The following is a 25,678-nucleotide window of genomic DNA, read 5'->3' on the forward strand; positions in this document are numbered from 1 at the left end:
TTGTTGAAGGATCATGACAGGCAGAGACACCCGCGACCTGCGCTCCGGCGCCTACGACCCCGTCAGCAAGGACGGTCTGCCGCAGCCGCAACAGGTCAAGGACAAAACGACGCCCCGCCAGCAGGAGCAGTGGGGCGCCGACGTGCGGGCCGAGCCGTTGCCCGGCACCGAGCCGGTGCTTCCGGAAGGGCTCAGGCGTGAGCGGCGTGATCCGCTCAATCGCAACACTGGTCGCCGCGACACCGACTAGTGCGCGGCGACCCAGCGCCTATTTTGCCGCGATCACCATGATCTCGACGGTGTATTGCGGCGCGGCAAGCCCGGCCTCAACGGTGGCGCGAGCCGGGGTGTTGCCGGCCGAGACCCAGCCATCCCACACGGCGTTCATTTCGCCGAATGTCTTGATGTCGGTGAGGTAGATCGTCGCCGACAACAGCTTCGACTTGTCGGTGCCGGCCTTGGCGAGGTGGCCGTCGATGATCGAGAGAATCTCCTCGGTCTGCTTGGTGACGCTTTCACCGGCCGTCTTCTGCGCGACGACGCCGGCGAGATAGACGGTATTGCCGTGAACGACGACCTGGCTCATGCGCGGGCCAATTTCGAAACGCTGGATCGACATCGAAGAACTCCTCAAAAGGTCAATTCGGGGCTTCTCCCTAGCGCGTGCGACGCGGCAACGCCAGTCGGCCGAATGGCCACTCTCGCCACCTTGGGGCGTGCGACCTTGCGTTGTCGACAGCGCCGCGGCACACGGAACGCGGCACTTCACGATGATCCGCCCTTGTCGCGCTGCAAGGCGGGCTTGCCCATGGGGCAGGCAAAGGCGGGCGTTTTCCGCGCTTGCACAGATATTTGAGACATGAAACATTCTCCGCGAGGGTGCTTTTTGAATGGCGGAGGGGCGTGATGCGGAAACGATCGATGCTGGCGGCACTCGCGGCGATGGCTTTGGTGACGGGCGCGGGGCCGACATTCGCACAGCAGACGATCCGCGTCGGCTGGACCATCCCGGCGGAAGAATCCAAGTACTGGATGATGAAGCGGCCCACCGAATTTCCGGATCTCGGCAAGACCTACAACATCGAGTGGACCCAGTTCCAGGGAACGGCACCGATGACGCAGGCGCTCGCCGCCGGCGCGCTCGACTGTGCCACGCAGGCGCCGCTGTCGCTGGCGAACGGCGTGGTCGGCGGCGGCCTCAAGGCCTACATCGTCGCCCAGCACGTCTATGAGAAGCCGGGCGGCTTCTCGGTCTACTGGGCGGTCAAGGACGATTCCCCGATCAAGACCATCGCCGACCTGAAGGGCAAGACGGTCGGCATTTCCGTGATCGGTGGCGGCACGCAGGGGCCGTTCAACATGCTGCTGAAGCAGGCCGGGCTCGATCCCGCCAAGGACATCAAGCTGGTCGAGGTCGGCTTCGCGGTGTCGGAGGATGCGCTGCGCCAGGGCCGCGTCGACGCCGTCAACATGAATCAACCCTTTGCAGCGCGCGCCGAGGCCAAGGGCGGCACCCGCAAGCTGTTCTCGCTGTCCGAGGCGATGCCGAACATCGTGCACATCCTCGAGGCCTGCCGCGCCGACTTCGTCGACAAGAACCCGGAGCTGGTGAAGGCCTATGTCCGCGACATCACGACGGGCATGAAGAAGGCGCTCGCCAACCGCGACGAGACCTTGAAGGTGGTGTCGGAGGTCATGAAGGCGCCGGTTGCCGTCATCGACACCTATCTGCTGAAGGACAATGATTTCGGCCGCGACCCGGTCGCCGCGCCGAACTTCCCGGCGATCCAGAAGATGCTCGACATCTACGCCGAGACCGGCATGCTGCCGAAGCTCGACGTCGCCCAGTTCAAGCATCCGACGATCGTCGCGCCGATCCAGTAGGCGGCCGGCGCGGAGCCTTGTCGATGAGGAAGCTGCGATCGCGCGTGACGGTGGAGGGGCTCGATCGCGCCCCGCACCGCGCCTTCATGCGCGCGATGGGGCTGGATGATGCCGACATCGCCAAGCCGATGATCGGCGTCGTCAGCCAGAAGGGCGAGCAGACGCCCTGCAACATGACGCACGACTTCCAGGTCGATGCGGCCAAGACGGGCATCTCGGAGGCCGGCGGCACCCCGCGCGAGTTCGCCACCGTCTCGGTCTCCGACGGCATCAGCATGAACCACGAGGGAATGAAGTTCTCTCTGTTCTCGCGCGAGCTGATTGCCGACTCCATCGAAGCCGTCGTCCATGGCCTCGCCTATGACGCGCTGATCGGCTTCGGCGGCTGCGACAAGACCTTGCCTGGCGTCATGATGGGCATGGTCCGCTGCAACGTGCCGTCGATCTTCATCTATGGCGGCAGCGCGCTGCCCGGCAACTACCAGGGCCGGACGCTCACGGTGCTCGATTCTTACGAGGCCGTCGGCAGCTACATGACCGGCGAGATCGATGCACGGACGCTCGAAGGCATCGAGCGGACCTGCCTCCCGACGATCGGCGCCTGCGCCGGGCAGTTCACCGCCAACACCATGGGCATGCTGTCGGAGGCGATGGGGCTGTCGATGCCCAACGTCTCGATGATTCCCGGCGTCTATGCCGAGCGAGCGCACGTCGCGCGTCAGGCCGGACGCCTGATCATGCAGATGCTCGCGCGCGGCGGGCCGCTACCGCGCGACATCGTCACCCGCAAGGCGCTGGAGAACGGGGCGGCCATTGTCGCGGCCACCGGCGGCTCCACCAACGCCGCGCTGCATCTGCCGGCGATCGCCAATGAGGCCGGCATCCGTTTCACGCTCGACGATGTCGGCGAGGTCTTCGCGCGCACGCCGCTGATCGGCAATCTCAGGCCGGGCGGCAAGTACACGGCGAAGGACGTCTACGACATCGGCGGCGCCGCCGTTGTGATCCGCGCGCTGATCGAGAGCGGCCACATCGACGGCTCCTGCATCACGGTCTCCGGCCGCACGCTGGCCGAGGAATATGGCGCGGCCAATGCGCCGGACGGCGAGATCGTGTTCAGCCCGGCCAGGCCGATCATGGCGGATGGCGGCGTCGCTGTCCTCAAGGGCAACCTCGCGCCCGACGGCGCCGTCATCAAGGTTGCCGGCCTCAAGAACCTGGTGTTCGAGGGCCGCGCGCGGGTGTTCGAGGACGAGGAGGCCTGCGTCGCCGCGGTGCGCGCACGCAACTATCAGGCCGGCGAGGTGCTGATCATCCGCAACGAGGGTCCGGTCGGCGGTCCTGGGATGCGCGAGATGCTCGGCGTCACGGCGCTGATCTATGGCCAGGGCATGGGCGAGAAGGTCGCGCTGATCACCGACGGCCGCTTCTCCGGCGCCACCCGCGGCATGTGCATCGGCTATGTCTCGCCGGAAGCCTTCGTCGGCGGTCCGCTGGCGCTGGTGCAAGACGGCGATCCGATCCGCATCGATGCGAAGGCGCGCACGCTCGACGTGCTGCTCGATGAGTCCGAGCTCGCGGTGCGTCGCAGCGCGTGGTCGCAGCGGCCGCCGCGGCACAGGGCAGGGGCACTGGCGAAATACGCGAAACTCGTTGGGCAGGCACCGCTCGGCGCCGTGACTCACGAAGGGCCGGCCGAATGGCCCTGGTTCGATCAGGACCGGGAATGATCCGCGCGTGGCGACGATTGGCAGGTTTCTTGCTAATCTGCGGCAGTCTGTCTTGCCTGATTTCACGGAGCGTTTGAGCGTGCTGCATCGGAAAGAGAAGCCGACATGGACGTGACCCCGATCCGACCCGGCCAGCTCGCGGGCACTCCGCTCGGCCGTCGCGCGGCCACGCCGATCATCGAGATCGATCACGTGTCGCAGGTGTTCAAGACCTCGTCGCGCCGCGACCACACCGCGCTGTCGGACATTTCGCTGACGGTCGGCGAGGGCGCCTTCGTCTCGATCCTCGGTCCCTCCGGCTGCGGCAAGTCGACCTTGCTCTACATCGTCGGTGGCTTCGTCAGCCCGACCAGCGGCACCGCGAAAATGAAGGGCAAGCCGATCACCGGTCCCGGCACCGATCGCGGCCCGGTGTTCCAGGAGTTCGCGCTGTTTCCCTGGAAGAGCGTGCTCGGCAACGTCATGTATGGTCCGCTGCAGCAGGGCAAGAAGCCGGCGAAGGCCGAGGCGCTCGCGCGGACTTTGCTCGCCATGGTCGGACTTACCGGCTTCGAGAAATTCTATCCCAAGGAGCTCTCCGGCGGCATGAAGCAGCGCGTCGCGCTGGCCCGCACGCTGGCCTACGGGCCGGAGGTGCTGCTGATGGACGAGCCGTTCGGCGCGCTCGACGCGCATACGCGCACGCGGCTGCAGAACGACCTGCTCGACATCTGGGAGCGCGACCGTAAGACGGTCCTGTTCGTGACCCACTCGGTCGAGGAAGCCGTGTTCCTGTCCGACAAGGTCGTCATGATGTCGCGCTCGCCCGGCCGAATCCGCGAGGTGATCGACATCGATCTGCCCCGGCCGCGCCGCCGCGAGGAACTGCTGCTGGACCCGCGCTATCAGAAATACATCGTCGACATCGAGCGCATGTTCGACGATTCCGGTGACAACGAGCTGCCGTCATGAATGGTCTGTCGAAGCCGCTCGCGCCGATTCTGGCCTGCTGCGGCCTGCTGCTGGCTTGGCAGCTCGCCTCGCTCGGGCTCAAGAACGACAGCTTCCCGACCGCGCTGGAATCGCTGCGCGCGATCCCGCCGATCCTCACCGACAAGGAATCCCTGATCAACATCATGGCCTCGCTGCGGCGGATGGCGATCGGCTTCGCGCTCGCGCTTGCGTTCTCGATTCCGCTCGGGTTGCTGATGGGGCGCAGCCGGTCGACCGCCGCCTTCTTCAATCCGCTGCTGATGCTGATCTACCCGGTGCCGAAGGCGGCGCTGATGCCGATCATCATGCTGTGGCTCGGCGTCGGCGACATCTCCAAGACGCTGGTGATCTTCCTCGGCGTCAGCCTTCCGGTGATCTACCACAGCTTCGAGGGCGCCAAGGCGGTCGAGGAGAAGATGCTGTGGTCGGGCGCGGCGATGGGACTCTCGGCCGGCGAGCGCCTGCTGCGCATCGTCCTGCCCGCAGCCTTGCCGGAGATCCTGACCGGCTGCCGTACCGGCCTGGTGCTGGCGCTGATCACGATGGTCACCAGCGAGATGATCGCGCGGCAGTCCGGCGCCGGCAACATCCTGTTCAACGCGCTCGACATGGGCCAGTACGACACGGTGTTCGCGATGATCATCATCATCGGCGCCATGGGCATCTGCCTCGATGCGGCGTTCGAGGTCGTCAGGCGCTGGCTGGTGCGCTGGTCCGAGCCGCAGTTCGACATGCCGCTGAGCTTCTCATGACGCGCACCTCCAACGACATCCTGCTGGGCGCCGCGCCGATCGTGCTGGTCCTGCTGCTGTGGCAGGGGCTGGTGTCGTTCGGCTACGCGCCGCCGACCCTGCTGCCGCCGCCGGGACAGGTGTTCCTGCGCATGGGCCAGCAACTCACCAGCGTCACCTTCCAACAGGACATCGTGGCGACGCTGTTCCGGCTGTTCGCGGGCTTTGCGATCGCCGTGGTGCTCGGTGTTTCCCTGGGAATTGCCGCCGCGGTGAGCCCGCCTGTCAACGCCGCCGTCAAGCCGATCGTGCGCGTGCTGGCGCCGCTGCCGAAGGTCGCGCTCTATCCGGCCTTCCTGCTGCTGCTCGGCTTCGGCCACGAATCCAAGATCATGCTGGTGGCGGCGGATGCGCTGTTTCCGATCCTGCTGTCGAGCTATTACGGCGCCGCCACGGTCGAGCAGAAGCTGATCTGGTCGGCGCTCGCCGCCGGGACGCCGCCGCGCGACGTCCTGTGGAAGGTGGTGCTGCCGGCCGCGATGCCCTCGATCCTGACCGGTTGCCGCATCGGCCTCGTGATCTCCTGCATCGTCGTGTTCCTGGCCGAGATGATCACCTCGACCGACGGGCTCGGTCACGTGCTGGTGACCGCCGCGCGCACCTTCCAGGCCGTCGACATGTTCGTGCCGCTGATTACGATCTCGCTGCTGGGCCTCATTCTCAACGCCCTGCTGCAAGGCCTGCGCGCTTATCTGCTGCGCGGCTTCCCCTCGGTCTGATAACAACACAACGACAATCGGGAGAACGACCATGCTGGCGGATCGCATCGAGGCGAAATGGATCGACGCATTCTGTGAGATCTTCGAGCGCTGCGCCGTGAAGGCGGGCGACACCGCTGCGATCCTGTCGGAGACGCAGTCGCGCGCGCTCAACGTGCACATCGCCGAACTGGCGCTGCTGCGCATGGGTGCGCGTCCGTTCCACGTGGTGGTGCCGACGCCGCGCAACCGCCATCCGGTACCGGTGCGCTCCACCGGTGCGTCGGAGGCGATCGGCAAGCTCGGACCCGTCGTCACGGCGCTTCAGCAGGCCGGCTTCGTCGTCGACTGCACCATCGAAGGGCTGATGCATGCGGTGGAGACGCCCGAGATCCTGAAGGCCGGCGCGCGCATCCTGGTGATCTCCAACGAGCATCCCGAGGCGCTCGAGCGCATGGTGCCGGACTCGGCGCTCGAAAAGCGGGTGCGCGCCGCCGCCAAGATGCTGCGCGGAACCAAGCGGATGCGCGTGACGTCGAAGGCCGGCACCGACCTCGACGTGATCATGGAGGGCGCCTCCACCGTCGGCGTCTGGGGCTGGACCGATCGTCCGGGCACCCTGGCGCACTGGCCGGGTGGCATCGTCGTCAGCTTCCCCAAGAGCAAATCGGTCAACGGCACCATCGTGATGGCGCCCGGAGACATCAACCTCACCTTCAAGCGTTATCTGAGTTCGCCTGTCACGATGACCCTGCGCGACGACTACGTGACCGATCTGGCAGGCGAGGGCGCCGACGCAGCGATGATGCGATCTTATCTCGCGTCCTGGGGCGACCGCGAGGCATACGCCGTGTCGCATGTCGGCTGGGGCATGAACCCCGGCGCGCGCTACGAGGCGCTGGCCATGTACGACCAGCGCGACACCAACGGCACCGAGCTGCGCGCCGTCCCCGGCAACTTCCTGTTCTCCACCGGCGCCAACGAATTTGCCGGCCGCTACACGGCGGGTCATTTCGACCTGCCGATGATGGGCACCACGATCGAGCTGGACGGTGTGGCCGTGATCAAGGAGGGCGTGCTGCAGGATGTGTTCGGGTAGAGTCCTGCGCATTCCACTGGCGAGCTGCCGCCGCGGCGGTAGTGCGCTCCCCTCCCCCTTGCGGGGAGGGGGCGGGGGTGGGGGTCCCCATACGCTGAACTTCGTTGTGGGCACAACTGCTCGTACCCAAACCTCCACTGTGAGACGCGTGGGGCCGCAACACGCCATCGGTTGATCGATGCAGGGCTCTTGTGCTCGTCACTCCAAGCACAACTCGTGGACCCCCACCCCCAACCCCTCCCCGCAAGGGGGAGGGGAGCGCACCGTCCTCACGGGGCGGGCCGGCCCAAATGACAAGCGCCGAGACAGAATTATCCCGCTATTCTGTTAAAAATAATCTTCTTGCTATTTTTCGGAAATCATGGTTCTCTCTCTGCATCCCGCCTCACTGCGGAGGGGCGTTGCGCGCGATCGTCACGACACGCGAGGTGGGGATGCGATGGCCGCGAGAGATCGCAGCGTCTTCTTACGAGGGCGCGGACGAACGATCGCTCGCGGACGTGAAGTCGCAGCGTCCTGATACCCCGATGCTGGTATCAAGTCGCGTCGGCCTGAGTGCCGCGCGGTGATGGTGGCCAACAAGCCCGGCGCACCAGGGAGACTGCGTATAAGCGTTAGACCCATCGCGCAGGGAATGCCGGCGTGTTCGGCTTTGCCTGTGGTACCTGCCGCCTGCATTTTTTTCGCAGGCGGGCCATGGGTGAGGCCTTCACCCGGCATTCCCTGCGCCCTCTGCATGATTCGCGAGGGACCCATTCGATGCATGACTCGGGCGAGATGCGCCGCGAGAACGACCAGTTATGTCGTAGCTGTTTATTTGGCCCGCTGTTTGAGCCGTGAACCCACCCCACCCACCGCCGTCGGCGTTCGCCGGGACGACGTCGGAGTTCGTTGATGTCGTTGCGGTCAACATTCGCGAGAGGCGAAGATCACCGCAGCCGTAGGGTGGGCAAAGCGGCCACCCGCAGGGCGGTTGCGTGCCCACCGTAGATCCACGCAATCGGCGCGACTGGTGGGCGCGGCGCGCGAGAGATCGTCACGATCCGGCGACGGCGTGGCGCGCCTTTGCCCACCTCACGGCTCCGTTGCTGCCGCGTGCTCCGCCTCAATCCACCACCGGCGGCCGGGCGAGCTTGAAATGCCGCAGCATCTCGACCAGCGCGCCGAGCCGCTGCTCGCGATAGGCCGCAACGTCCATGCCGGAATAATCGAGGAAGCCGGCGCCGGTGCGCAGGCCGATGCGGCCCTCGGCCATGTTGCGCTCGATCACCTCGGGTGCGCGGTAGCGGTCGCTGCCCAGTGCGCCTTCGAGGTAGCGGCTGGCGTAGTAGAGAATGTCACCGCCGCCCCAGTCGATGAATTCGAGCAGGCCGAGTACCGCGTAGCGGAAGCCGAAGCCGTAGCGGATCGCCTTGTCGATCTCCTCGGCGCTGGCGACGCCTTCGCCGACCATCCGCGCCGCCTCGTTCATCGCGAGTGCCTGGATGCGCGGCACGATGAAGCCCGGCGTCGCCGCGCAGACCACCGGCACCTTGCCGATGTCTTCCAGTAGCGCCTTCAACCGCGCCGTGACCTCGGGATCGGTCGCCTTGCCCGGCGAGATCTCGACCAGCGGAATCAGATAGGCTGGATTGAGCCAGTGCGCATTCAGGAAGCGCTCAGGCCGCTCCACCGCACCGGAGAGATCGTCGACCAGAATCGTCGATGTCGTCGAGGCGATGATGACGTCGGGCGCGACCGCGCGCGACGCCGCAGCCAGCACTTCGCGCTTGAGGTCGACGATTTCCGGCACGCCTTCGAACACCAGCGTGGTCTGTGCGAGGACATCGCCGCTCGAGCCGGCCGGCGCGACGGCGATCTTGTCCATCAGCTTGTCGGCGTCAGCGGCCTGCAGCATCCCGAGCCGCGCCAAGGTCGCGAATGTCGCGCCGACCTCGCCGAGCGCGTCGCGCTGCAGGCTGGCGAACTCTTCCGCCGTGCGCGGCTTGATGTCGATCATCGTCACGGGATGGCCGGCATAGGCGAAGGCGACGGCGATGCCGCGGCCCATGCGGCCGGCGCCGAGGCAGGCAATATGACCGCGCGCACTCATGCCGCAAATCCCTCGCGCAGCAACGCCTGCAGTGCGGTCCGGTCGAGACCAGCCAGGCCGAGGCTCGCCAGCGTGCGTCCCGTTGCCATGAAATCCTCACCGCAGATCGCACCGCCGATGGCCAGGAAGGCGCGGGCGAGCGGCGTCGGCGTGCCGGTCAGCTCGGCGGCCGAGATCAGGAACGACAGGCCGAGCCTGAGATCCTCGCGCATGTAGCGGTGCTGCGTCAGCACGAGCTGCTCGCGCCAATCGCCGGAATCGGTGAGCCGATCGTGCGAGCCGCGGCCATACATCCAGATCTCGCCCTCCTTGGCGTAGTGATGCGCCAGCGGAAAATGCGGCGCGCCGTAGCCGAGCGCCTCGCGCACCGCGATCCGCTCCGCATCGAGCGCGTCGGTGACGCGGCGGATAGAGGGCTGCGTGCCTTCCTTGTGAATGTCCCAGCGCTCGAAATGCTCGATGGGACCTGCATTCATCACGATCAGCGGCGGATGGATGATGCAGCCGGCATTCATCAGCGCACCCGACAGCGCATCGCCGCATGGCTCGATCACGCCGGGGAAGGCGCGGCCGATCACCGCGAGCGCGTGCTCCGCCGTCTTGAGAGGAAACACGCCGACCGGGAGCCGCTTGGCGCGGATGGTGATCGCGACCTCGAACGGGGCGTGCTTGCGCGTCAGCCAGGGCAGGGTGCCGGTCTCGGCGTAGCTGACGCTGGCTTCATTGCGGGCCTCGCGCGCCGCCGCCGCGAAGATCATGGTGCCGAAGGTCGCCGGGGGCAGGAACACGACCTGCCCATCGGCGAGATGCGGCGCCAGCAGGCGGGCGATGTCGGCTTGCGCGAAGGCCGGTGCCGGGCAGAGGATCAGCTCGGCACCGCTGATAGCCTCGCCGATGTCGGTCGTGACCAGCGCGAGCCGCGCCTCATGCCGGCCATTGACGTCCTTGACGACGATCGTCGAGCCCGCCGCGCGATGCTGCGCGACAGCGTCCGCATCGCGGCGCCACAGCCGGACCTCGTGACCTCCCAGCGCGAAATCGCCTGCCGCCGCAAAGGAGCCGTTGCCGCCGCCGAGCACTGCAATTTTCAAGAGCGCGTCTCCGTCTCGCTTATTTGTGGCCATCGATCTGGCGCAGCAGATGGTGCTGCACCTTGCCGAGCGCGGTGCGCGGCAGGTCGTCGACGAAAACGATGTCGCGCGGCACCTTGAAGCGCGCGAGCTGCGACTGCAGATGCGCCCGCAAGGTCTCCGCATCGAGCGCACAGCCCTGGCGCTTGACCACGAAGGCGACGGGCACCTCGTCCCAGCGCGGATCGGGCCGGCCGACCACGCCGCAATCGACGACGTCGGGATGCTCGCGGAGCACGCGCTCGATCTCGGCCGGATAGACGTTCTCGCCGCCGGAGATGATCATGTTGTTCTTGCGCTCGAGCACGAAGAAGTACCCCTCGGCATCGCGCTGGGCGATGTCGCCGGTGCGGTACCAGCCGTCATGGATCGCCTGTTGCGTGGCTTTGGCGTTGCCCCAATATTCGAAGAACAAATTGGGCCCGCGCACGGCGATCTCGCCCGCTTTGCCCGCCGGAAGCTCGTCGCCGTCTTTGTCGATGATCTTGGCCTCGCAGCACAGCCCGGGCAGGCCGGTCGAGCCTGCGCGCGAGAGGTCGCCGCCGAGCCGTGTGTAGACCGCGATCGGACAGGTCTCGGTCGAGCCATAGACCTGCAGCACCGGCACGCCGCGCGCCGTGATACGCTCGATCAGCGCTGGCGGCACGATGCTCGATCCGGTCGCAACAGCTCTCAGCGAGGACAGGTCCGTCGCGTTCCAATCCGGATGCTCGGTGACGGCCTGGATGGTTGCCGGCACCAGCACGGTCAATGTCGGCCGGTCGTTGACGATCGCTGCCAGCGTCGAATCCGGCGTGAAGCGGGCGTGCAGCGTGACGGTGGCGCCGTGATGCAGGGCCGGCGTGGTCTGGATGTTGAGGCCGCCGACATGGAACAGCGGCAGCACCGTCAGTACGTGATCATCGGAGGTCAGGCCATGCATGTGCTGGCTCATCACCCCGTTCCACAGCAGCGCCTCCTGCCGCAGCACCGCGCCCTTCGGCCGGCCCGTGGTGCCCGAGGTGTATACGATCAGCAGCGGGCAGGAGAGATCGATGTGCGGGTTGCGGTCGTCGCCATGACCGCGCGCCAGCAGTTCATCGAGCGTCAGTCCGTCGGCCGGGGCAAAGTCGATGCCGACCGGCGCTGTCTCCGGGTGGCTCTCGGCCAGCGCCGGCAGCACCGGCGCGAACGCCTGCTCCAGCACCAGCACCTTGGCGGCAGCATCCGAGAGAATGAAGACCTGCTCGGGCACTGCAAGCCGCCAGTTCAACGGCACCAGGATCGCGCCGAGCCGCGCACAGGCATAGAGCAGGACCAGATAGTCCGGCCGGTTGAGGCTCAGAATCGCGACGCGGTCGCCACGTCCGACGCTGAACTCCGACTTGAGCGCGCGGGCCATCAGCGCGATGCGCTCGCTGAAATCGGCATAACTCTGCGTTACGCCTTCGAAATGGATCGCCGGCTTGTCCGGCGTGAACGCCACATTGCGCTCGATCAGGCTGCAGAGGTCCACGCTCAGTCGTCCGTCTCGCCGGGCTCGTACAGTGCCTCGCGGCCGATGCGGTCGAGGCACAATTCCGCGGTCCAGGGCAACATCAGGGAGCCGCAACGGCTATCGCGATAGATGCGCTCCAGCGGCAGCGTCTTCAGCATCGATTGTCCGCCGCAGGTGCGAATGGCGAGCGCCGCCAGATCATTGGCCCCCTCCATCACCGAGTACTGCGCCGCATAGGCGCGCAGCACCTGCTCCTTCGTCGGATTGGCGCGTGCCTCGGTGACGGCCTGGAACCAGATGCCTTTGACTTGTTCCAGCTTGATCTGCATCTGCGCGACCGCGATCTGCTTGGTCGGGTACATCCGCCGCTTGACCGGCGGCATGCCCGGCACCTCGCCGCGCAGATATTTGACGGTGAAGTCATACGCGGCCTGCGCCAGCCCCATATAGGTCGGCGACAGCGTCATGAACATGTGCGGCCAGCGCATCGCTGCCTGGAAGTAGACGCCGCGCGGCATCAAGGCGGCGTCCTCCGCAACGAAGACATCCTTGAACAGCAGTGTGCGTGACACCGTGCCGCGCATGCCCAGCGGATCCCAGTCACCGACGACAGAGACGCCCTCCGTTTTCGCCGGCACAGCGAGATAGAGCGTGTTGCGGCGGGACGCCTTCTCACCCTCGCTGACTTCGGTGCATAGCACTCCATAATAATCTGCGTGTCCGGCAAGCGAGGCGAAGATCTTCTTGCCGTTGATCAGCCAGCCGCCCTTGACCGGCTTGGCCTCGGTGCCGAACGCGACGCCGCCCGCTGCCGCCGCGCCGCCCTCCGAGAACGGCTGCGAATAGATCGCGCCGTCGTCGACGATGCGCTTGTAGTGGATCGCGCGCCGCCGCTCGTGCTCGGCGCGGACGTCCTCGTCCATGTCGAGATCGTCGGCGAGCGGTCCGGACCACAGGGTCGAGCAGACGTGCATGTTCCAGGTCAGCGCGGTGGCGCCGCAATAGCGGCCGATCTCGGCGGCGGTGAGTGCATAGGTCTGGTAGCCCGCACCGAGGCCGCCGAGAGCCTTGGGAACGGAGATGCCGAGCAGGCCCGCGCGATGCAGGTCCTTGTAGTTCTCAGTCGGAAAGCTCGCCTCGCGATCCCAGGTCGCGGCGCGGCCCGCCAGCACGCTCTGCCCGAGTTCCCGGGCCCGTGCGATGATGTCGGCCTGCTCGGCCGTGAGCCGATATGCCGCCGGATCGAACATCGGAGCATCGAGGGCTTCGCCGGAGGCTGTCGCCGTCTTCTGGACCGGGATCGTCATCATCTCTCCGCTGTCGCTGGTGTTGCACGTGCCGTCAGGAACGTATCGAGTGCGGCGTTGAAATCGCCGGGCCGTTCGAGATTGACGAGATGACCGGCGCCCTGAAGTTCGACGTAGTCGGACGAAGGAATGAAGCTCGCCATCTTCTCCATCATCGGCGCCGGCGCGTTGCGATCCTTCGAGCCCGAGAGCACCAGCGCCGGCACCTTGATGTCCTTCAAGGCTTGTCGCCGGTCGAAACCGAGCAGGGCCAGCATGCTGGCGCGATAGCTTGTCTCGGGTACGCCGGCCATGCAGGAGGTTGCAATTTCAAGGCCGCGCGGATCGGGATCGTCGCCGACCAACTCCTTGACCAGGTCCGGCGCCAGCGACGCCATCGTCGCGCCCCGATCGAGCGGGCCGAGGCGCGCCTCGATGAACGATTTCTGCCAGTCGCCGTCGGCCTTGCCGAAGGCCGGGCTGGTCTGAGCCAACACCACGGCTGCCGCGGCCTGCGGATGCGTCGTCAGCCATTCCTGTACGATCATTCCGCCGATGGAATGACCAACGAGGATCGGCTGCTTGGCGCCGATCTGGATCAGGAAATCTTGAAGCGCAGCGGCGAGCGTGGTGATGCTGACCATGTCGAGCCGTGCGGATCGGCCATAGCCCGGCATGTCCCAGGCCACCGCATGGCAGCGCTCGCCGAAATAATCGAGCTGACCACGCCATGCGCGCGCGGCACCACCGATGCCGTGCAGGAACACAACGCTCTGTTGCTCGGGCGTCCCCGATGCCTCGTAGCCGAAGCGGCCGTCCTTCGTGGTAAAGATTTGCGACGCAGGCACGCAGACCTCCGAGATATGCCCGAGGCCGCTACGTTGCTCGCTCCGGGCCCTTGAACGCTAGTCGCGGTAACCGAGGTGTCAAGCCGCTTCCGGCGTGTTGTTGCAAAAATTTGAAGTTTAAAATAACTTCCCCGTCGAGACCTGCCAACGAAATCAGAGGAGGCGCACGCATGTCCGGACTTCCGCAAGCCGCGCATGCGATGGTGACGGGGGGCGGGCGCGGCATCGGCCGCGAAATCGCGCGCGCCTTGAAGCTTGCGGGCGCAACCGTGACGATCGTCGGTCGCAACGGCGCAACGCTCGATGAGGCGGTCGCGGCCGGATGCGCGGATCACGCCGCAATCGCCGATGTTGCCGATCCGGCGGCGCTCAATGCCGCAGCCGCAAGCGCCGCCGCGCGTCGGCCGATCGACATCCTGATTGCCAATGCGGGAAGCGCAGAATCGGCGCCGTTCCTGAAATCCGACACCGCGCTGTTCCACCGCATGATGGACATCAACTTCATGGGCGTCGTCCACGCCGTGCAGGCGGTGCTGCCGGCGATGAAGGGCAGGCCCTATGGCAGGATTGTCGCCGTGGCGTCGACCGCGGGTCTCAAGGGCTATCCCTATGTCAGCGCGTACACCGCGGCCAAGCATGCGGTCGTCGGCCTCACGCGATCGCTGGCGCTGGAGCTGGCCGCGACGCGCGTCACGGTCAATGCCGTGTGTCCCGGCTTTACCGATACCGATCTTGTCGCGGAAAGCGTCGACAACATCATGAAAAAGACCGGCCGCAGCCGGGAGCAAGCGATCGCCGAACTTGCCAAGCACAATCCGCAGGGGCGTCTCATCACGCCGCAGGAGGTTGCCGACACCGTGCTGTGGCTGTGCGGCAGCGGTGCCGGTGCGATCACAGGGCAGGCGATCGCGGTTGCCGGCGGCGAAGTGTGAGCCGCAGCGCCCTGGCCTAACGAAGACAGTTGAACAGAGGGAGCTTACATGTCGAGACCGGCCAATCCCGTCACCGTGCCGCTGGCGGACTACAAGCCCAGCCATTTCCTGCTTGCGGTCAAGGATCGCGTCGCGACCGTGACGTTGAACCGGCCCGAGCGCAAGAACCCGCTGACCTTCGAGAGTTATCGCGAGCTGACCGACTTCTTCCGGGCCTGCGCGTTCGACGATGACGTCAAGGCGATCGTCGTGGCCGGTGCAGGCGGCAATTTCTCGTCCGGCGGCGACGTTTTCGAGATCATCGGTCCGCTGGTGAAGATGGACACTAAGGGCCTGACCGCGTTCACCCGCATGACCGGCGATCTGGTCAAGGCGATGCGCGCCTGTCCTCAGCCGGTCGTGGCTGCCGTGGAGGGCATCTGCGCCGGCGCGGGCGCGATCGTCGCGATGGCCTCGGATATCCGGCTCGCCACGACCGGTGCCAAGGTCGCCTTCCTGTTCAACAAGGTCGGCCTTGCCGGCTGCGACATGGGCGCCTGTGCGATCCTGCCGCGCATCATCGGCCAGTCGCGCGCCTCCGAGCTGCTCTACACCGGCCGCTTCATGAGCGCGGACGAAGGCGAGCGCTGGGGCTTCTTCAGCCGTATCGTTGCGCCGGCCGAAGTGCTGACCCAGGCGGTGACGCTGGCGACCGAGATCGCGAACGGTCCAACCTTCGCCAACACCATGACCAAGCGCATGCTGGCCATGGAATGGGCGATGTCGGTGGAGGAGGCGATCGAGGCGGAGGCAGTTGCCCAGGCCTTGTGCATGACAACAGAGGATTTCAATCGCGCTTTCGAAGCCTTCGCCGCCAAGTCCAAACCGGTCTTCCAGGGGAATTGAGCTGCTGCGGGAACCGAAGGGACTTGCCAGGAGATATTTTAGGTCTAAAATAATTTTCATTGGCTCGGCTCTCCAGTGGAGGCGCTCATGAAGATCGCGATCATCGGCGGCGGACCTGCCGGTCTCTATGCGGCGATATTGCTCAAGAAGCAGCGGCCCAGCGCCGACATCGCGGTCTACGAGCGCAACCGCGCCGACGATACGTTCGGCTTCGGCGTGGTGTTCTCCGACGCCACGCTCGACAATTTCGAGAAGCACGATCTGCCGAGCTACCAGCGGATCACCCAGGAGTTCGCCTACTGGGATGATATTGCCGTGCATTTCCGCGGCACGGTCCACCGGGTCGGCGGCAATGGTTTCTGCGGCTGCTCGCGCCGCACGCTGCTGCGAATCCTGCAGGAGCGAGCGCGCGAGCTGGGTGTGACCCTGCAGTTCGAGGTCGACCTCGAGGACGAGTCGCAATTCGCTGATGCGGATCTCCTGATCCTGTCTGACGGCATCAACAGTCGTTTCCGTCAGAAGTACGTCGATCACTTCCAGCCGGAGGTGGATCTGCGCGCCAACAAGTTCGCGTGGATGGGCTCGACCAAGCCGCTCGATGCCTTCACCTTCATCTTCCAGGAGACCGAGTGGGGTCCGTTCATCGCGCACGCCTACCAATACGAGGCGGGGCACTCGACCTGGATCTTCGAGACCGATCCAGAGACCTTCGAGCGGGCCGGCCTGACCGGGCTCGATGAGCGGCAATCCGCCGACCGCATGAAGGAGATCTTCGGCTGGTTCCTCGGCGACCATCCGCTGCTGATCAACCGCTCGATGTGGCGCAATTTCCCGATGATCCGCAACAAGCGCTGGGTCAAGGACAACATGGTGCTGCTCGGCGACGCCAAGTCGACTGCGCATTTCTCGATCGGCTCGGGCACCAAGCTTGCGATGGAGGACGCGATCGCGCTGGCTGACGCCATGCAGCGCGCGCCCAACATTCCGGCGGCGCTCGATCTTTACGAGCATGGCCGGCGCGAGGAGGTCGAGAAGACCCAGCACGCCGCCGACGTGTCGCTGGTCTGGTTCGAGCACGTCGACCGCTTCTGGGATTTCGATCCGGTTCAGTTCGCGTTCGGCGTGATGACGCGCTCGAAAGCGATCACCTACGACAATCTCACTCTGCGCGCGCCGGACTTCGTGGCCGAGGTCGACAAGGCCTTCGCGCGCCAGGTGCGATCCAAGGGGTTTGACGTCGATGTCGACAAGCCGGTCGCGCCGATGTTCCAGCCGCTCAAGCTGCGCGAGATGACGCTCGCCAACCGCGCCGTGCTGTCGCCGATGTGCATGTACTCGGCCGAGGAGGGCGTGCCCGGCGATTTCCACCTCGTGCATTATGGCTCGCGGGCGATCGGCGGCGCTGGCCTGCTGTTCACCGAGATGACCTGCGTCAGCCGCGATGCGCGTATCACGCCTGGCTGCGCCGGCCTTTGGAACGATGCGCAGCAAGCGGCGTGGAAGCGCATCGTCGGTTTCGTTCATGCGAACTCGCGGGCGAAGTTCGCGCTGCAGCTCGGCCACGCCGGCCGCAAGGGCGCGACCAAGTTGATGTGGGACGGCATGGACCGTCCGCTGGAGCAGGGCGGCTGGGACATCGTGTCGGCGTCGCCGCTGCCGTACTTCCCGGACAGCCGGGTGCCGCGCGAACTCGACCGCGCGGCAATGGATGCGATCAAGGCCGACTTCGTTGCGGCCGCCGAACGCGGCCACGCTTGCGGATTCGACATGCTCGAACTGCACTGCGCCCACGGCTATTTGCTCGCCAGCTTCATCTCGCCGCTGACCAACAAGCGGACGGACGAATACGGCGGGTCGCTGGAGAACCGGTTACGCTTTCCGTTGGAGGTCTTCGCCGCCATGCGCGCGGCGTGGCCGGCGCACAAGCCGATGTCGGTGCGCATCTCCGCCACCGACTGGGCCGACGGCGGCGTCACTGGTGACGACGCGGTGCTGATCGCCCGCGCGTTCGGCGAGGCCGGCGTCGATCTCGTCGATGTCTCGACCGGCCAGACCGTTTGCGAGGCCAAGCCGATCTACGGCCGCATGTTCCAGACGCCGTTCTCCGATCAGGTCCGCAATGAGGCTGATGTCGCGACCATGTGCGTCGGTAACATCACCTCGGCCGACCAGGTCAACACCATCCTGGCCGCCGGCCGCGCCGATCTCGTCGCGCTCGGCCGTCCGCATCTGGTCGACCCCGCCTTCACGATGAAGGCCGCGGCCTGGTACGGCGCCGACATGTTCTGTCCGCCGCAATATCTGCCGGGCAAGGAGCAAATCTTCCGCAACAGCGTCCGCGACCGGCAGGATTTCGAGGAGCTGAAGATTAAGGCTAAGCCGAAAACGCGGGCCGAGCTGACGGCAGAGGCTGCGAAGCCGCTTGCGGCGGAGTAAGGCTCCGTGCCACGCTGCTGCCCGGTACGAGAAGTACGAGTGGAGTAGAGGCGATGAAGGCGATCATCGTTGGCGGCGGTATCGGCGGATTGACCACGGCCCTGATGCTGCGGGCGCGCGGCATCGACTGTGAGCTGTTCGAGCAGGCGGATGCAATCCGCGAGCTCGGTGTCGGCATCAACACCCTGCCGCACGCGATCCGGGAGCTCGCCCAGCTCGGGCTGCTCGACCGGCTCGACGAAGTCGCCATCCGGACCTATGAGCTGTTCTACTTGACTCGGCGCGGCCAGGAGGTCTGGCACGAGACCCGCGGGCTCGACGCCGGCCACGACGTGCCGCAATTCTCGATTCACCGCGGCCGTCTGCAGAGCGTGATCCATCAGGCGGTGATGCAGCGGCTCGGGCCTGAGAAGGTCCACACCGGCTGCCGGCTCGGCTCGTTCACCCAGGACGAGGGCGGTGTGACCGCCTATTTCTTCGACCGCACCGGCGCTCATGTTCACACCGTCCGCGGGGACGTCCTGATCGGCGCCGACGGCATTCATTCCAAGGTCCGGCAGACGCTGTTCCCCAATGAGGGCGCGCCGTGCTGGAACGGCCTGATGCTGTGGCGCGGCGCCACCGACTGGCCGGCGTTCCTGACCGGGCGGTCGATGATCATCGCCGGCGGCCTGAACGCCAAGGCGGTGATCTATCCGATCGCCGAGGGCTCGAGCCCCGCGACCCGCCTCACCAACTGGGCCGTGCTGGTGCGCATCGGCGATGCCAACACCGCGCCGCCGCGGCGTGAGGACTGGTCGCGGCTCGGCAAGACGGACGAGCTGATGCCGCATGTCAACGGCTTCTCCATTCCCCAGGTCGACTTCGCCGCGATGGTGCGGGCGACGCCGGAGTTCTGGGAATATCCCTGCTGCGACCGCGATCCGCTGCCGTACTGGTCGAGCGGCCGCGTCACCTTGTTGGGCGATGCCGCGCATCCGATGTACCCGGTCGGCTCCAATGGCGCCTCGCAGGCCATTCTCGATGCCCGCGCGCTCGCCGATGCCTTGGCCCGCTCCGAGCATCCGCGCCAGGCGCTGATGGCCTATGAGCAGAAGCGGCTGCCGATGACCGCCGAGATCGTCGCGTCGAACCGCCGCGGCGGCCCCGAGGGCGTCATCGATGCCGTCGAGCAGCTCGCGCCGCAAGGCTTCACGGACATCAACACCATCCTCAACTACGAGGCCCGAGAGGGTATCGTGCGCGGTTATGCGAGCCGGGCCGGCTTTGCCGCGCGGATGGTAACGCGGCAGGCGTCGTAGCAACGATCTGAGACTGCCCGAACGGCTGCCCCTCGCCCCATCCCTCTCCCCGTGAGGACGGGGAGAGGGAGCGCGCTACGTTCTGCGCAACAGTTCGAAACAAGCGCCAGATCAGACTCACGCCCCCGGAGGCGGGGGCAGAAAGTGGATGTTGTGCTCGGCGGCGAGCTTCACCACGTCGTCCGGGTTCTGCTCGCGCATGTTGTGGATCGCCCAGAACAGCTCGTAGAGCCGCCGCGTCGGCGACACCCAGAACAGCGTCTTTGCCGTCTGCTGCGACTTGTTGAAGATGCCGTGCGGCTTGCCCATCGGCAGCCGCACCGTGTCGCCGGCGGTGGCGTATTCCTCGGCGCCGTCCAGGAAGAAGTCGAGCCGTCCTTCGAGGATGTAGAGATACTCGTCCTGGTCGGGGTGGATGTGCGGCGGCACGAAGGTGCCTACCGGGAACGTCGCGTGCCAGGAGAAGCTGTGCTCGGTGCGGTTCTTCGGCACATAGACCTGGCCGAGAATTTTCCAGGAGATGCCCTGGATGCCCTCATTGGCCCGGGTGATGCCGGCGATTTCCGGATGGTTCATGTCGTTTTCGCTCCCTGCTGTTACTTGGCCGCGCAATCCTTGGCGTAGCGGTCGGCGTAGTTTTCAAACACCTTCTGCACGATCTCGGTCTGGAACTTGCCGTCCGGCCGCTTGGCGACCTTGGTCAGATAGAAGTCCTGGATCGGATAGCCGTTGGTGTTGAACTTGAAGTTACCGCGCAGCGAGGCAAAATCGGCCTTCTTCAGCGCCGCGGCCACTGCATCCTTGTTGCTGAGGTTGCCGCCGACCGCCTTCACGGCGCTGTCGATCAGCAGCGCAGCGTCATAGGCCTGCATCGCGTAGGTGCCGGGCACGCTGTTGTAGGCGGCCTCGTAGCCGGCGACGAACTTCTTGCTCTGCGGATTGTCGAAATTGGGCGCCCAGTTGGCGCCGCCGAACATTCCGACCGCGGCATCCTGCTGCGCAGGGAGCGTGGATTCGTCGACCGTGAAGGCCGAGAGCACCGGAATGGTGTCGGCAAGGCCGGCCTGCTTGAACTGCTTGACGAGGTTCACGCCCATGCCACCCGGCATGAAGGTGAACACGGCGTCCGGCTTCTGCGAGGAGATCTTGGACAGTTCAGGCTGGAAGTCGAGCGTGTTGAGCGGAACGTAGGACTCTTCGACGATCTCGCCCTTGTAGTCGAGCTTGAAGCCGGCGACGGAATCGCGCCCGGCTTGATAGTTCGGAACCAGCAGATACATCTTCTTGTAGCCGCGGTCCTGCGCGACCTTGCCGAGAACGGCATGCACCTGGTCGTTCTGGTACGAGGTCACGTAGAAGTAGGGGCTGCATTCCTTGCCGGCGTAGCTGGACGGACCGGCATTCGGGCTGATCAGGAAGGTCTTGTTCTCGGTGACCGGCCGGTGGATGGCCTGCAGCATGTTGGAGAAGATCGGACCGACGACGAAGTCGACCTTGTCACGCTCGAGCAGGCCCTTGACCTTGGTGATCGCGGCATCCGGCTTCAGCTCGTCGTCGGCGACGACCACCTCGACGTCCTTGCCGCCCATCTTGCCGCCGAGGTCCTTGATGGCAAGGTTGAAGCCGTCGCGGACCTGGCCGCCGAGCGCGGCGGCGGGGCCGGAGAGGGTGACGATGACGCCGATCTTGATCTTGTCGTCGGCCAGCGCCGGCTGGGCGAGCAGGCTCGCGGCAATGCCAAGACCGACGCCGAGACCGGCCAGCTTCGAACTCATTTTCATGACAACTCCCCCGGGATGCGGAAATTCAGGTTTATGTTTTTTGCACCTGACCAAACGATGGGCCAGACCGCAGCTTGGTCACAAGCCTAGTCTGATGACGCCCTCAGCTGCAAGCGAGCTGCTTGCGGAAGGGGCAGTTTCGGCACGCATGCAAGCGCCGCGCCAATTGCTTGAAGGTTAAAGGAATTGCCGCCTCATCGTCCTGCGCAAAATGACGGTACATTTTTCCTTGCTCCCAGGAGGTCCTGAAGGTCAAACTCACGAGCCTCGCCAGACGAGGCTGAACGTGCCCAAGTGATTCCGTCATGACGCTTGATTCCGAGACCAAGGCCGTCGAGCTGCCCGAGGACCATGCCGAGGAGCTGCGGCTGTGGCTGCGCCTGCTCACCTGTACGACCCTGATCGAAGGCGAGATCCGCAGCCGGCTGCGCGAGCGTTTCGACGTGACCCTGCCGCGTTTCGACCTGATGGCGCAGCTCGACAAGGCGCCTGATGGCATGACCCTGTCCGACGTCTCCAAGCGCATGATGGTCTCGAACGGCAACGTCACCGGACTGGTCGAGCGCCTCGTCGAATCCGGCCATCTGGATCGCCGCACCTCCGACACCGACCGCCGCGTCCAGGTGATCCGGCTGACCAAGCTCGGCCGCGCCGAATTCCGCAAGATGGCGGCCGAGCACGAGACCTGGATCGCGGAAATCTTCGGCGATCTCACGGAGAAGGACGTGCGCGAGTTGATGCGGCTGCTCGCCAAGACCAAGGGATCGGCGCAGAAGGCCGTGCAGCGCCGGCAGGATTGAAGCGGGCCTGACAGGACGTCGCAGGCCACGCTGCCACGCGCGGCAGGCGCTCAAACAATTTGCGGGCAGTGCACAATCTTCGGCTCTTGCGCCTAGATGTTTTAAGTCTAAAATGTTTAGGACTGAAACGTGCCGGGCGTCCTTCCCTTCAGACAGGAGCGTGTGATGGCCACTGCCGCCAAGGTTCAGCAGCCGGAGAGCACCAGCGCGCATGCGCATAGCGCCCACGTCGACACCTTCGCCCAGGACAATCTGCCGCCGCGTGAGCTGTGGCCAGACTTCGTCTTCAGCCGGCCCGAATTCCAGTATCCGCCGCGGCTGAACTGCGTGACGCATTTCGTCGATCGCTGGGTCAAGGAGGGGCGGGGCGATGCGCCATGCATCATCAGCGCTGACATCAGCTACACGTATCGCGAGCTGCAGGCACTGGTGAACAGGATCGCCAACGTCCTGGTCGGCAAGCTCGGTCTCGTGCCCGGCGGCCGCGTGCTGCTCCGCTCCGCGAACAATCCGATGATGGTTGCCACCTATCTGGCCGTCATCAAGGCCGGCGGCATCGTGGTCGCCACCATGCCGCTGCTGCGCGCCAAGGAGCTGTCCTATCCGATCCAGAAGGCGCAGATCGCGCTGGCCTTGTGCGACGGCAAGCTGGCCGACGAGATGGAAAAGACCCGCCCGATCGCGCCGGCGCTGAAGCAGGTGGTCTATTGGGGCAACGGCCAGCCCAACGCGCTGGAGGCGCTGATCGCCGATGCCAGCCCGGAGTTCACCGCGGTCGATACCGCCTCCGACGATCTCTGCCTGATCGCATTCACCTCCGGTACGACCGGCGATCCCAAGGGCACCATGCATTTCCACCGCGACATGCTCGCGGTGTGCGACGGCTACGCCCGCAACGTGCTGCGCGCCAGCCAGAGCGACCGCTTCATCGGCACCGCACCGCTCGCCTTCACCTTCGGTTTCGGCGGCGTGCTGTTTCCGATGCACATCGGGGCATCCTACGTCGTGCTGGAAAAGACCTCGCCGGACGATCTGCTCGCGGCCATCGAGCGCTACAAGGCCACCATCTGCTTCACGGCGCCGACCGCCTATCGGGCGATGCTGAGCAAGCTCGAGGGGCGCGACATCTCCTCGCTGCGCAAATGCGTCTCCGCCGGTGAGACCCTGCCGAAGCCGACCTTCGACGCCTGGCTGAAGGCGACCGGGCTGAAGCTGATGGACGGCATCGGCTCGACCGAGATGCTGCATATCTTCATCAGTGCCGTCGAGGACGAGATCCGTCCCGGCGCCACCGGCAAGCCGGTGCCGGGCTACGAGGCCAAGATCGTCGACGACGAGGGCCACGACGTGCCGCCGGGCACGATGGGGCGGCTCGCGGTGCGGGGTCCCACCGGCTGCCGCTATCTCGCCGACGAGCGTCAGCGCAAATACGTCCAGAACGGCTGGAATGTCACCGGCGACACCTATGTGATGGATGAGGACGGCTACTTCTGGTATCAGTCGCGCTCTGACGACATGATCGTCTCGTCCGGCTACAACATCGCCGGCACCGACGTCGAGGCGGCGCTGTTGACGCATGCGGCGGTCGCCGAATGCGGCGTCGTCGGTGCTCCCGACGACGCGCGCGGAATGGTCGTGAAGGCGTATGTCGTGCTGGCGCCGGGGGTGGAAGGCACGCCGGCGCTGGTGGCCGAGCTGCAGGAGCATGTCAAACGCGAGATCGCGCCGTACAAATATCCGCGCGCGATCGAGTTCGTGACGCAACTGCCCAAGACCGAGACCGGCAAGCTGAAGCGGTTCGCCCTGCGGCAGATCGCGCAGGCTGCCGCTACGCCGTCGCCCGGCGCGGCCTCGTAGGAGAGACAAGGAGAGACGTTCGTGAGCACGACCAAGGCGCCCACGCTGGCCGTGGTGAAGCAGGATGAGGCCGAGGGCATGCGCGTTCTGCAGCCGAGCGGCTGGCCGATGCCAAAGGGCTACGCCAACGGCATCAGTGCCGAGGGGCGCATCGTCGTCACCGGCGGCGTGATCGGTTGGGACGCGAGCGAGACGCTCGCCGATGGCTTTGTGACGCAGGTCCGGCAGGCGCTGGAAAACATCGCCGCGATCCTGGCTGAAGGCAATGCGCGTCCGGAGCACCTGGTGCGGCTGACCTGGTACGTCGTCGACATGGATGAGTATCTCGGCAATTTGAGGGAGCTTGGGAAGATCTATCGCGAGATCTTTGGCAGTCATTATCCCGCGATGGCCCTGGTGCAGGTCGTCAGGCTGGTCGAGAAGGCCGCGCGGGTGGAGATCGAGGCGACTGCGGTGGTGCCGCGCTGAGGGCGCGTGCTGCCGGCAGGGGCTGGTCTTTGATCGGTCGAACTTGGAACGTGACATCGCGTTCTCGCGGCTGGTCGGCCCGAGCTTTGCTGGTCGATCACCCCCGGCGAAAATCGAGGGCGCAGGGAAGGCCGGGTGTCCACCACACCCGCGGCCCCCTGCGACAGAAAATGCACGGGGCAGGAACCACAGGTGGGCCGAACATGCCGGCCTTCCCTGCGCGATGTTTGACGGCTTATACGTGGTCTCCCTGGTGCGCCGGGCTTGTTGGCCACCATGATCCGCGCGATGCACTGAGCATCGTCGCGAACGTGATACCAGCGTCGGGGTATCAGGACATCACGACTTCACCGTACGCCACGACATCACTCGTCCGCGCAACAAGCGCATGATGCAACGGCGTCCACCGCGGCCTGCCCCACGTATCGTGACGACGCGTACGCCCCTCTTCGCCTGGGCAGGTTGGGCGCAAGCATCGTGGTGATTTGCCCGACGGCACAAGGCCAGCGCGCTGCGACATGGTAACGCGACGGGCAGTCACACAGGACATCACGGTTCGCAGGCATGTCGCTTCGTTAGTGGAACAATTGTGGTCGTCTGATGATCCTGCCGCCGAATGAACGACTTGGGATCGCCATGTCGCAGACATCAACCTGTTCGAGCGTGACGGCGCAGTGGCGGGTGAGAGCAGGGGGCGGACTTGGACTGGAAACTCTTCGTGACGACGGCGCTGGCCGCCGGCATCGGCGCCGCGGCCGGCGCGCTGGCATTGGCGACGGCCGGGGGCGGCGGCATCGAGCATCAGGCCGACGCCAAGATGCTGGAGATCGGCGTCGCCATCCTGCGCGAGCCGGCGCGGGTGGATGACGATCCGATGCGGTCATGGGCCGTGCGGGTGGTCGAGAAGAAGTCGGGTGTGACTTTTACAGATCAGCAGCGCGCGGCGTTGCTGAAGCGGGCCGCGGGGGGACGGTAGCTCCGCTCCCGGTGCGTAGGGTGGGCAAAGGCGCGCCGTGATCGCGATTGTTTTTTGGCACTGTCTGATCGCGCCGTGCCCGCCGTTGTTCGCGGACGGTCCGCCGGTGGGCACGCGATCGTGCGGCTTACTCCGCACGACGGCTTTGTCCACCCTACGAACTTATGGCGTCATTGCGAGGAGCGCAGCGACGAAGCAATCCAGAGTCGCGCACTCGGCCCTGGATTGCTTCCGC

23 protein-coding genes are annotated in these 25,678 nt (G+C 65.8%); 15 read left to right on the forward strand and 8 right to left on the reverse strand.

The annotated features are described in order from the left end of the window. Positions 1-13: 13 nt before the first annotated feature. Complete coding sequence (locus QW863_RS15360; RefSeq protein ID WP_315715600.1) at positions 14-250, forward strand: hypothetical protein; 237 nt, start codon at positions 14-16, stop codon at positions 248-250. An 18-nt stretch (positions 251-268) separates the two neighbouring features. Here QW863_RS15360 and QW863_RS15365 read toward each other — a convergent pair whose 3' ends face one another. Beyond that, the gene (locus QW863_RS15365; RefSeq protein ID WP_315715601.1) at positions 269-619 is read right to left on the reverse strand and encodes a RidA family protein; all 351 of its coding nucleotides are present in this window, start codon (positions 617-619) and stop codon (positions 269-271) included. Between the two features lie 287 nt (positions 620-906). Between QW863_RS15365 and QW863_RS15370 the strand changes: the two genes are divergently transcribed. The 6 genes from QW863_RS15370 (at position 907) to QW863_RS15395 (ending at position 7,174) form a co-directional block, all read left to right on the forward strand. Continuing rightward, positions 907-1,884, forward strand: coding sequence for an ABC transporter substrate-binding protein (locus QW863_RS15370; protein WP_315715602.1), 978 nt, complete (start codon positions 907-909; stop codon positions 1,882-1,884). Positions 1,885-1,907: 23 nt separating this feature from the next. Beyond that, on the forward strand, positions 1,908-3,614 hold the full coding sequence (gene ilvD / locus QW863_RS15375) for a dihydroxy-acid dehydratase (protein ID WP_315715603.1): 1,707 nt from the start codon (positions 1,908-1,910) through the stop codon (positions 3,612-3,614). Positions 3,615-3,719: 105 nt separating this feature from the next. Further along, positions 3,720-4,565, forward strand: a complete 846-nt coding sequence (locus QW863_RS15380; RefSeq protein WP_315715604.1) for an ABC transporter ATP-binding protein — start codon at positions 3,720-3,722, stop codon at positions 4,563-4,565. Continuing rightward, the gene (locus QW863_RS15385) at positions 4,562-5,338 is read left to right on the forward strand and encodes an ABC transporter permease (protein WP_315715605.1); all 777 of its coding nucleotides are present in this window, start codon (positions 4,562-4,564) and stop codon (positions 5,336-5,338) included. Before QW863_RS15380 ends, QW863_RS15385 begins: the two co-directional genes overlap by 4 nt. Beyond that, entirely contained in the window at positions 5,335-6,096 is a 762-nt protein-coding gene (locus QW863_RS15390) for an ABC transporter permease (RefSeq protein WP_315715606.1), read from the forward strand. Before QW863_RS15385 ends, QW863_RS15390 begins: the two co-directional genes overlap by 4 nt. A gap of 31 nt (positions 6,097-6,127) precedes the next feature. Then, positions 6,128-7,174, forward strand: coding sequence for a peptidase M29 (locus QW863_RS15395; protein WP_315715607.1), 1,047 nt, complete (start codon positions 6,128-6,130; stop codon positions 7,172-7,174). Between the two features lie 1,105 nt (positions 7,175-8,279). Here QW863_RS15395 and QW863_RS15400 read toward each other — a convergent pair. Genes QW863_RS15400 through QW863_RS15420 form a run of 5 tightly spaced genes read right to left on the reverse strand, consistent with a single transcriptional unit; the run spans position 8,280 to position 14,007 of the window. Next, positions 8,280-9,266, reverse strand: coding sequence for a 3-hydroxybutyryl-CoA dehydrogenase (locus QW863_RS15400; protein ID WP_315715608.1), 987 nt, complete (start codon positions 9,264-9,266; stop codon positions 8,280-8,282). After that, complete coding sequence (locus QW863_RS15405; protein WP_315715609.1) at positions 9,263-10,357, reverse strand: NAD/NADP-dependent octopine/nopaline dehydrogenase family protein; 1,095 nt, start codon at positions 10,355-10,357, stop codon at positions 9,263-9,265. Before QW863_RS15405 ends, QW863_RS15400 begins: the two co-directional genes overlap by 4 nt. A 19-nt stretch (positions 10,358-10,376) precedes the next feature. Then, positions 10,377-11,891: a class I adenylate-forming enzyme family protein gene (locus QW863_RS15410; RefSeq protein WP_315715610.1), complete on the reverse strand. Its 1,515-nt coding sequence runs from the start codon at positions 11,889-11,891 to the stop codon at positions 10,377-10,379. A 2-nt stretch (positions 11,892-11,893) separates the two neighbouring features. Continuing rightward, positions 11,894-13,180 carry an acyl-CoA dehydrogenase family protein gene (locus QW863_RS15415; protein ID WP_315715611.1) on the reverse strand — a complete coding sequence of 429 codons (1,287 nt, stop codon included), beginning with the start codon at positions 13,178-13,180 and terminating at the stop codon, positions 11,894-11,896. Next, positions 13,180-14,007 carry an alpha/beta hydrolase gene (locus QW863_RS15420; protein ID WP_315715612.1) on the reverse strand — a complete coding sequence of 276 codons (828 nt, stop codon included), beginning with the start codon at positions 14,005-14,007 and terminating at the stop codon, positions 13,180-13,182. Before QW863_RS15420 ends, QW863_RS15415 begins: the two co-directional genes overlap by 1 nt. Before the next feature lie 170 nt (positions 14,008-14,177). On the opposite strand from QW863_RS15420, the gene QW863_RS15425 reads away from it, so the two are divergent. The 4 genes from QW863_RS15425 to QW863_RS15440 all read left to right on the forward strand — a co-directional run bounded on the left by QW863_RS15425 (position 14,178) and on the right by QW863_RS15440 (position 19,561). Next, positions 14,178-14,939, forward strand: a complete 762-nt coding sequence (locus QW863_RS15425; RefSeq protein WP_315715613.1) for an SDR family oxidoreductase — start codon at positions 14,178-14,180, stop codon at positions 14,937-14,939. Between the two features lie 48 nt (positions 14,940-14,987). Beyond that, a complete protein-coding gene (locus tag QW863_RS15430; RefSeq protein ID WP_315715614.1) occupies positions 14,988-15,824 on the forward strand; it encodes an enoyl-CoA hydratase family protein in 837 nt (278 codons plus the stop codon). A gap of 87 nt (positions 15,825-15,911) precedes the next feature. Continuing rightward, a complete protein-coding gene (locus QW863_RS15435) occupies positions 15,912-18,260 on the forward strand; it encodes a bifunctional salicylyl-CoA 5-hydroxylase/oxidoreductase (RefSeq protein ID WP_315715615.1) in 2,349 nt (782 codons plus the stop codon). Between the two features lie 53 nt (positions 18,261-18,313). After that, positions 18,314-19,561, forward strand: a complete 1,248-nt coding sequence (locus QW863_RS15440) for a flavin-dependent oxidoreductase (RefSeq protein ID WP_315715616.1) — start codon at positions 18,314-18,316, stop codon at positions 19,559-19,561. A gap of 117 nt (positions 19,562-19,678) precedes the next feature. On the opposite strand, the gene QW863_RS15445 is transcribed toward QW863_RS15440, so the two are convergent. Both QW863_RS15445 and QW863_RS15450 read right to left on the reverse strand, forming a co-directional pair. Continuing rightward, positions 19,679-20,137: a cupin domain-containing protein gene (locus QW863_RS15445; protein WP_315715617.1), complete on the reverse strand. Its 459-nt coding sequence runs from the start codon at positions 20,135-20,137 to the stop codon at positions 19,679-19,681. Between the two features lie 20 nt (positions 20,138-20,157). After that, a complete protein-coding gene (locus QW863_RS15450; RefSeq protein ID WP_315715618.1) occupies positions 20,158-21,342 on the reverse strand; it encodes an ABC transporter substrate-binding protein in 1,185 nt (394 codons plus the stop codon). A 305-nt stretch (positions 21,343-21,647) separates the two neighbouring features. Here QW863_RS15450 and QW863_RS15455 point away from each other — a divergent pair, with 305 nt between their 5' ends. The 4 genes from QW863_RS15455 to QW863_RS15470 all read left to right on the forward strand — a co-directional run bounded on the left by QW863_RS15455 (position 21,648) and on the right by QW863_RS15470 (position 25,443). Beyond that, the gene (locus QW863_RS15455) at positions 21,648-22,142 is read left to right on the forward strand and encodes a MarR family transcriptional regulator (RefSeq protein ID WP_315715619.1); all 495 of its coding nucleotides are present in this window, start codon (positions 21,648-21,650) and stop codon (positions 22,140-22,142) included. A gap of 165 nt (positions 22,143-22,307) precedes the next feature. Next, positions 22,308-23,999, forward strand: coding sequence for a benzoate-CoA ligase family protein (locus tag QW863_RS15460; RefSeq protein WP_315715620.1), 1,692 nt, complete (start codon positions 22,308-22,310; stop codon positions 23,997-23,999). Positions 24,000-24,020: 21 nt separating this feature from the next. Further along, positions 24,021-24,467: a RidA family protein gene (locus QW863_RS15465; protein WP_315715621.1), complete on the forward strand. Its 447-nt coding sequence runs from the start codon at positions 24,021-24,023 to the stop codon at positions 24,465-24,467. Positions 24,468-25,167: 700 nt separating this feature from the next. Next, positions 25,168-25,443, forward strand: a complete 276-nt coding sequence (locus QW863_RS15470) for a hypothetical protein (RefSeq protein ID WP_315715622.1) — start codon at positions 25,168-25,170, stop codon at positions 25,441-25,443. Positions 25,444-25,678 lie beyond the last annotated feature (235 nt).

The organism is Bradyrhizobium sp. SZCCHNR1017 (assembly GCF_032381375.1).
GTDB lineage: Bacteria > Pseudomonadota > Alphaproteobacteria > Rhizobiales > Xanthobacteraceae > Bradyrhizobium.

Bases quoted from the DNA above. Each gene is read 5' to 3' on its own strand.
- QW863_RS15445 (WP_315715617.1), bottom strand. From the start codon at position 20,137: ATGAACCATCCGGAAATCGCCGGCATCACCCGGGCCAATGAGGGCATC.
- QW863_RS15435 (WP_315715615.1), top strand. From the start codon at position 15,912: ATGAAGATCGCGATCATCGGCGGCGGACCTGCCGGTCTCTATGCGGCG.
- QW863_RS15430 (WP_315715614.1), top strand. From the start codon at position 14,988: ATGTCGAGACCGGCCAATCCCGTCACCGTGCCGCTGGCGGACTACAAG.
- QW863_RS15450 (WP_315715618.1), bottom strand. From the start codon at position 21,342: ATGAAAATGAGTTCGAAGCTGGCCGGTCTCGGCGTCGGTCTTGGCATT.
- QW863_RS15415 (WP_315715611.1), bottom strand. From the start codon at position 13,180: ATGACGATCCCGGTCCAGAAGACGGCGACAGCCTCCGGCGAAGCCCTC.
- QW863_RS15400 (WP_315715608.1), bottom strand. From the start codon at position 9,266: ATGAGTGCGCGCGGTCATATTGCCTGCCTCGGCGCCGGCCGCATGGGC.
- QW863_RS15360 (WP_315715600.1), top strand. From the start codon at position 14: ATGACAGGCAGAGACACCCGCGACCTGCGCTCCGGCGCCTACGACCCC.
- QW863_RS15460 (WP_315715620.1), top strand. From the start codon at position 22,308: ATGGCCACTGCCGCCAAGGTTCAGCAGCCGGAGAGCACCAGCGCGCAT.
- QW863_RS15425 (WP_315715613.1), top strand. From the start codon at position 14,178: ATGTCCGGACTTCCGCAAGCCGCGCATGCGATGGTGACGGGGGGCGGG.
- QW863_RS15455 (WP_315715619.1), top strand. From the start codon at position 21,648: ATGACGCTTGATTCCGAGACCAAGGCCGTCGAGCTGCCCGAGGACCAT.
- QW863_RS15390 (WP_315715606.1), top strand. From the start codon at position 5,335: ATGACGCGCACCTCCAACGACATCCTGCTGGGCGCCGCGCCGATCGTG.
- QW863_RS15395 (WP_315715607.1), top strand. From the start codon at position 6,128: ATGCTGGCGGATCGCATCGAGGCGAAATGGATCGACGCATTCTGTGAG.
- QW863_RS15440 (WP_315715616.1), top strand. From the start codon at position 18,314: ATGAAGGCGATCATCGTTGGCGGCGGTATCGGCGGATTGACCACGGCC.
- QW863_RS15365 (WP_315715601.1), bottom strand. From the start codon at position 619: ATGTCGATCCAGCGTTTCGAAATTGGCCCGCGCATGAGCCAGGTCGTC.
- QW863_RS15380 (WP_315715604.1), top strand. From the start codon at position 3,720: ATGGACGTGACCCCGATCCGACCCGGCCAGCTCGCGGGCACTCCGCTC.
- QW863_RS15385 (WP_315715605.1), top strand. From the start codon at position 4,562: ATGAATGGTCTGTCGAAGCCGCTCGCGCCGATTCTGGCCTGCTGCGGC.
- QW863_RS15370 (WP_315715602.1), top strand. From the start codon at position 907: ATGCGGAAACGATCGATGCTGGCGGCACTCGCGGCGATGGCTTTGGTG.
- ilvD (WP_315715603.1), top strand. From the start codon at position 1,908: ATGAGGAAGCTGCGATCGCGCGTGACGGTGGAGGGGCTCGATCGCGCC.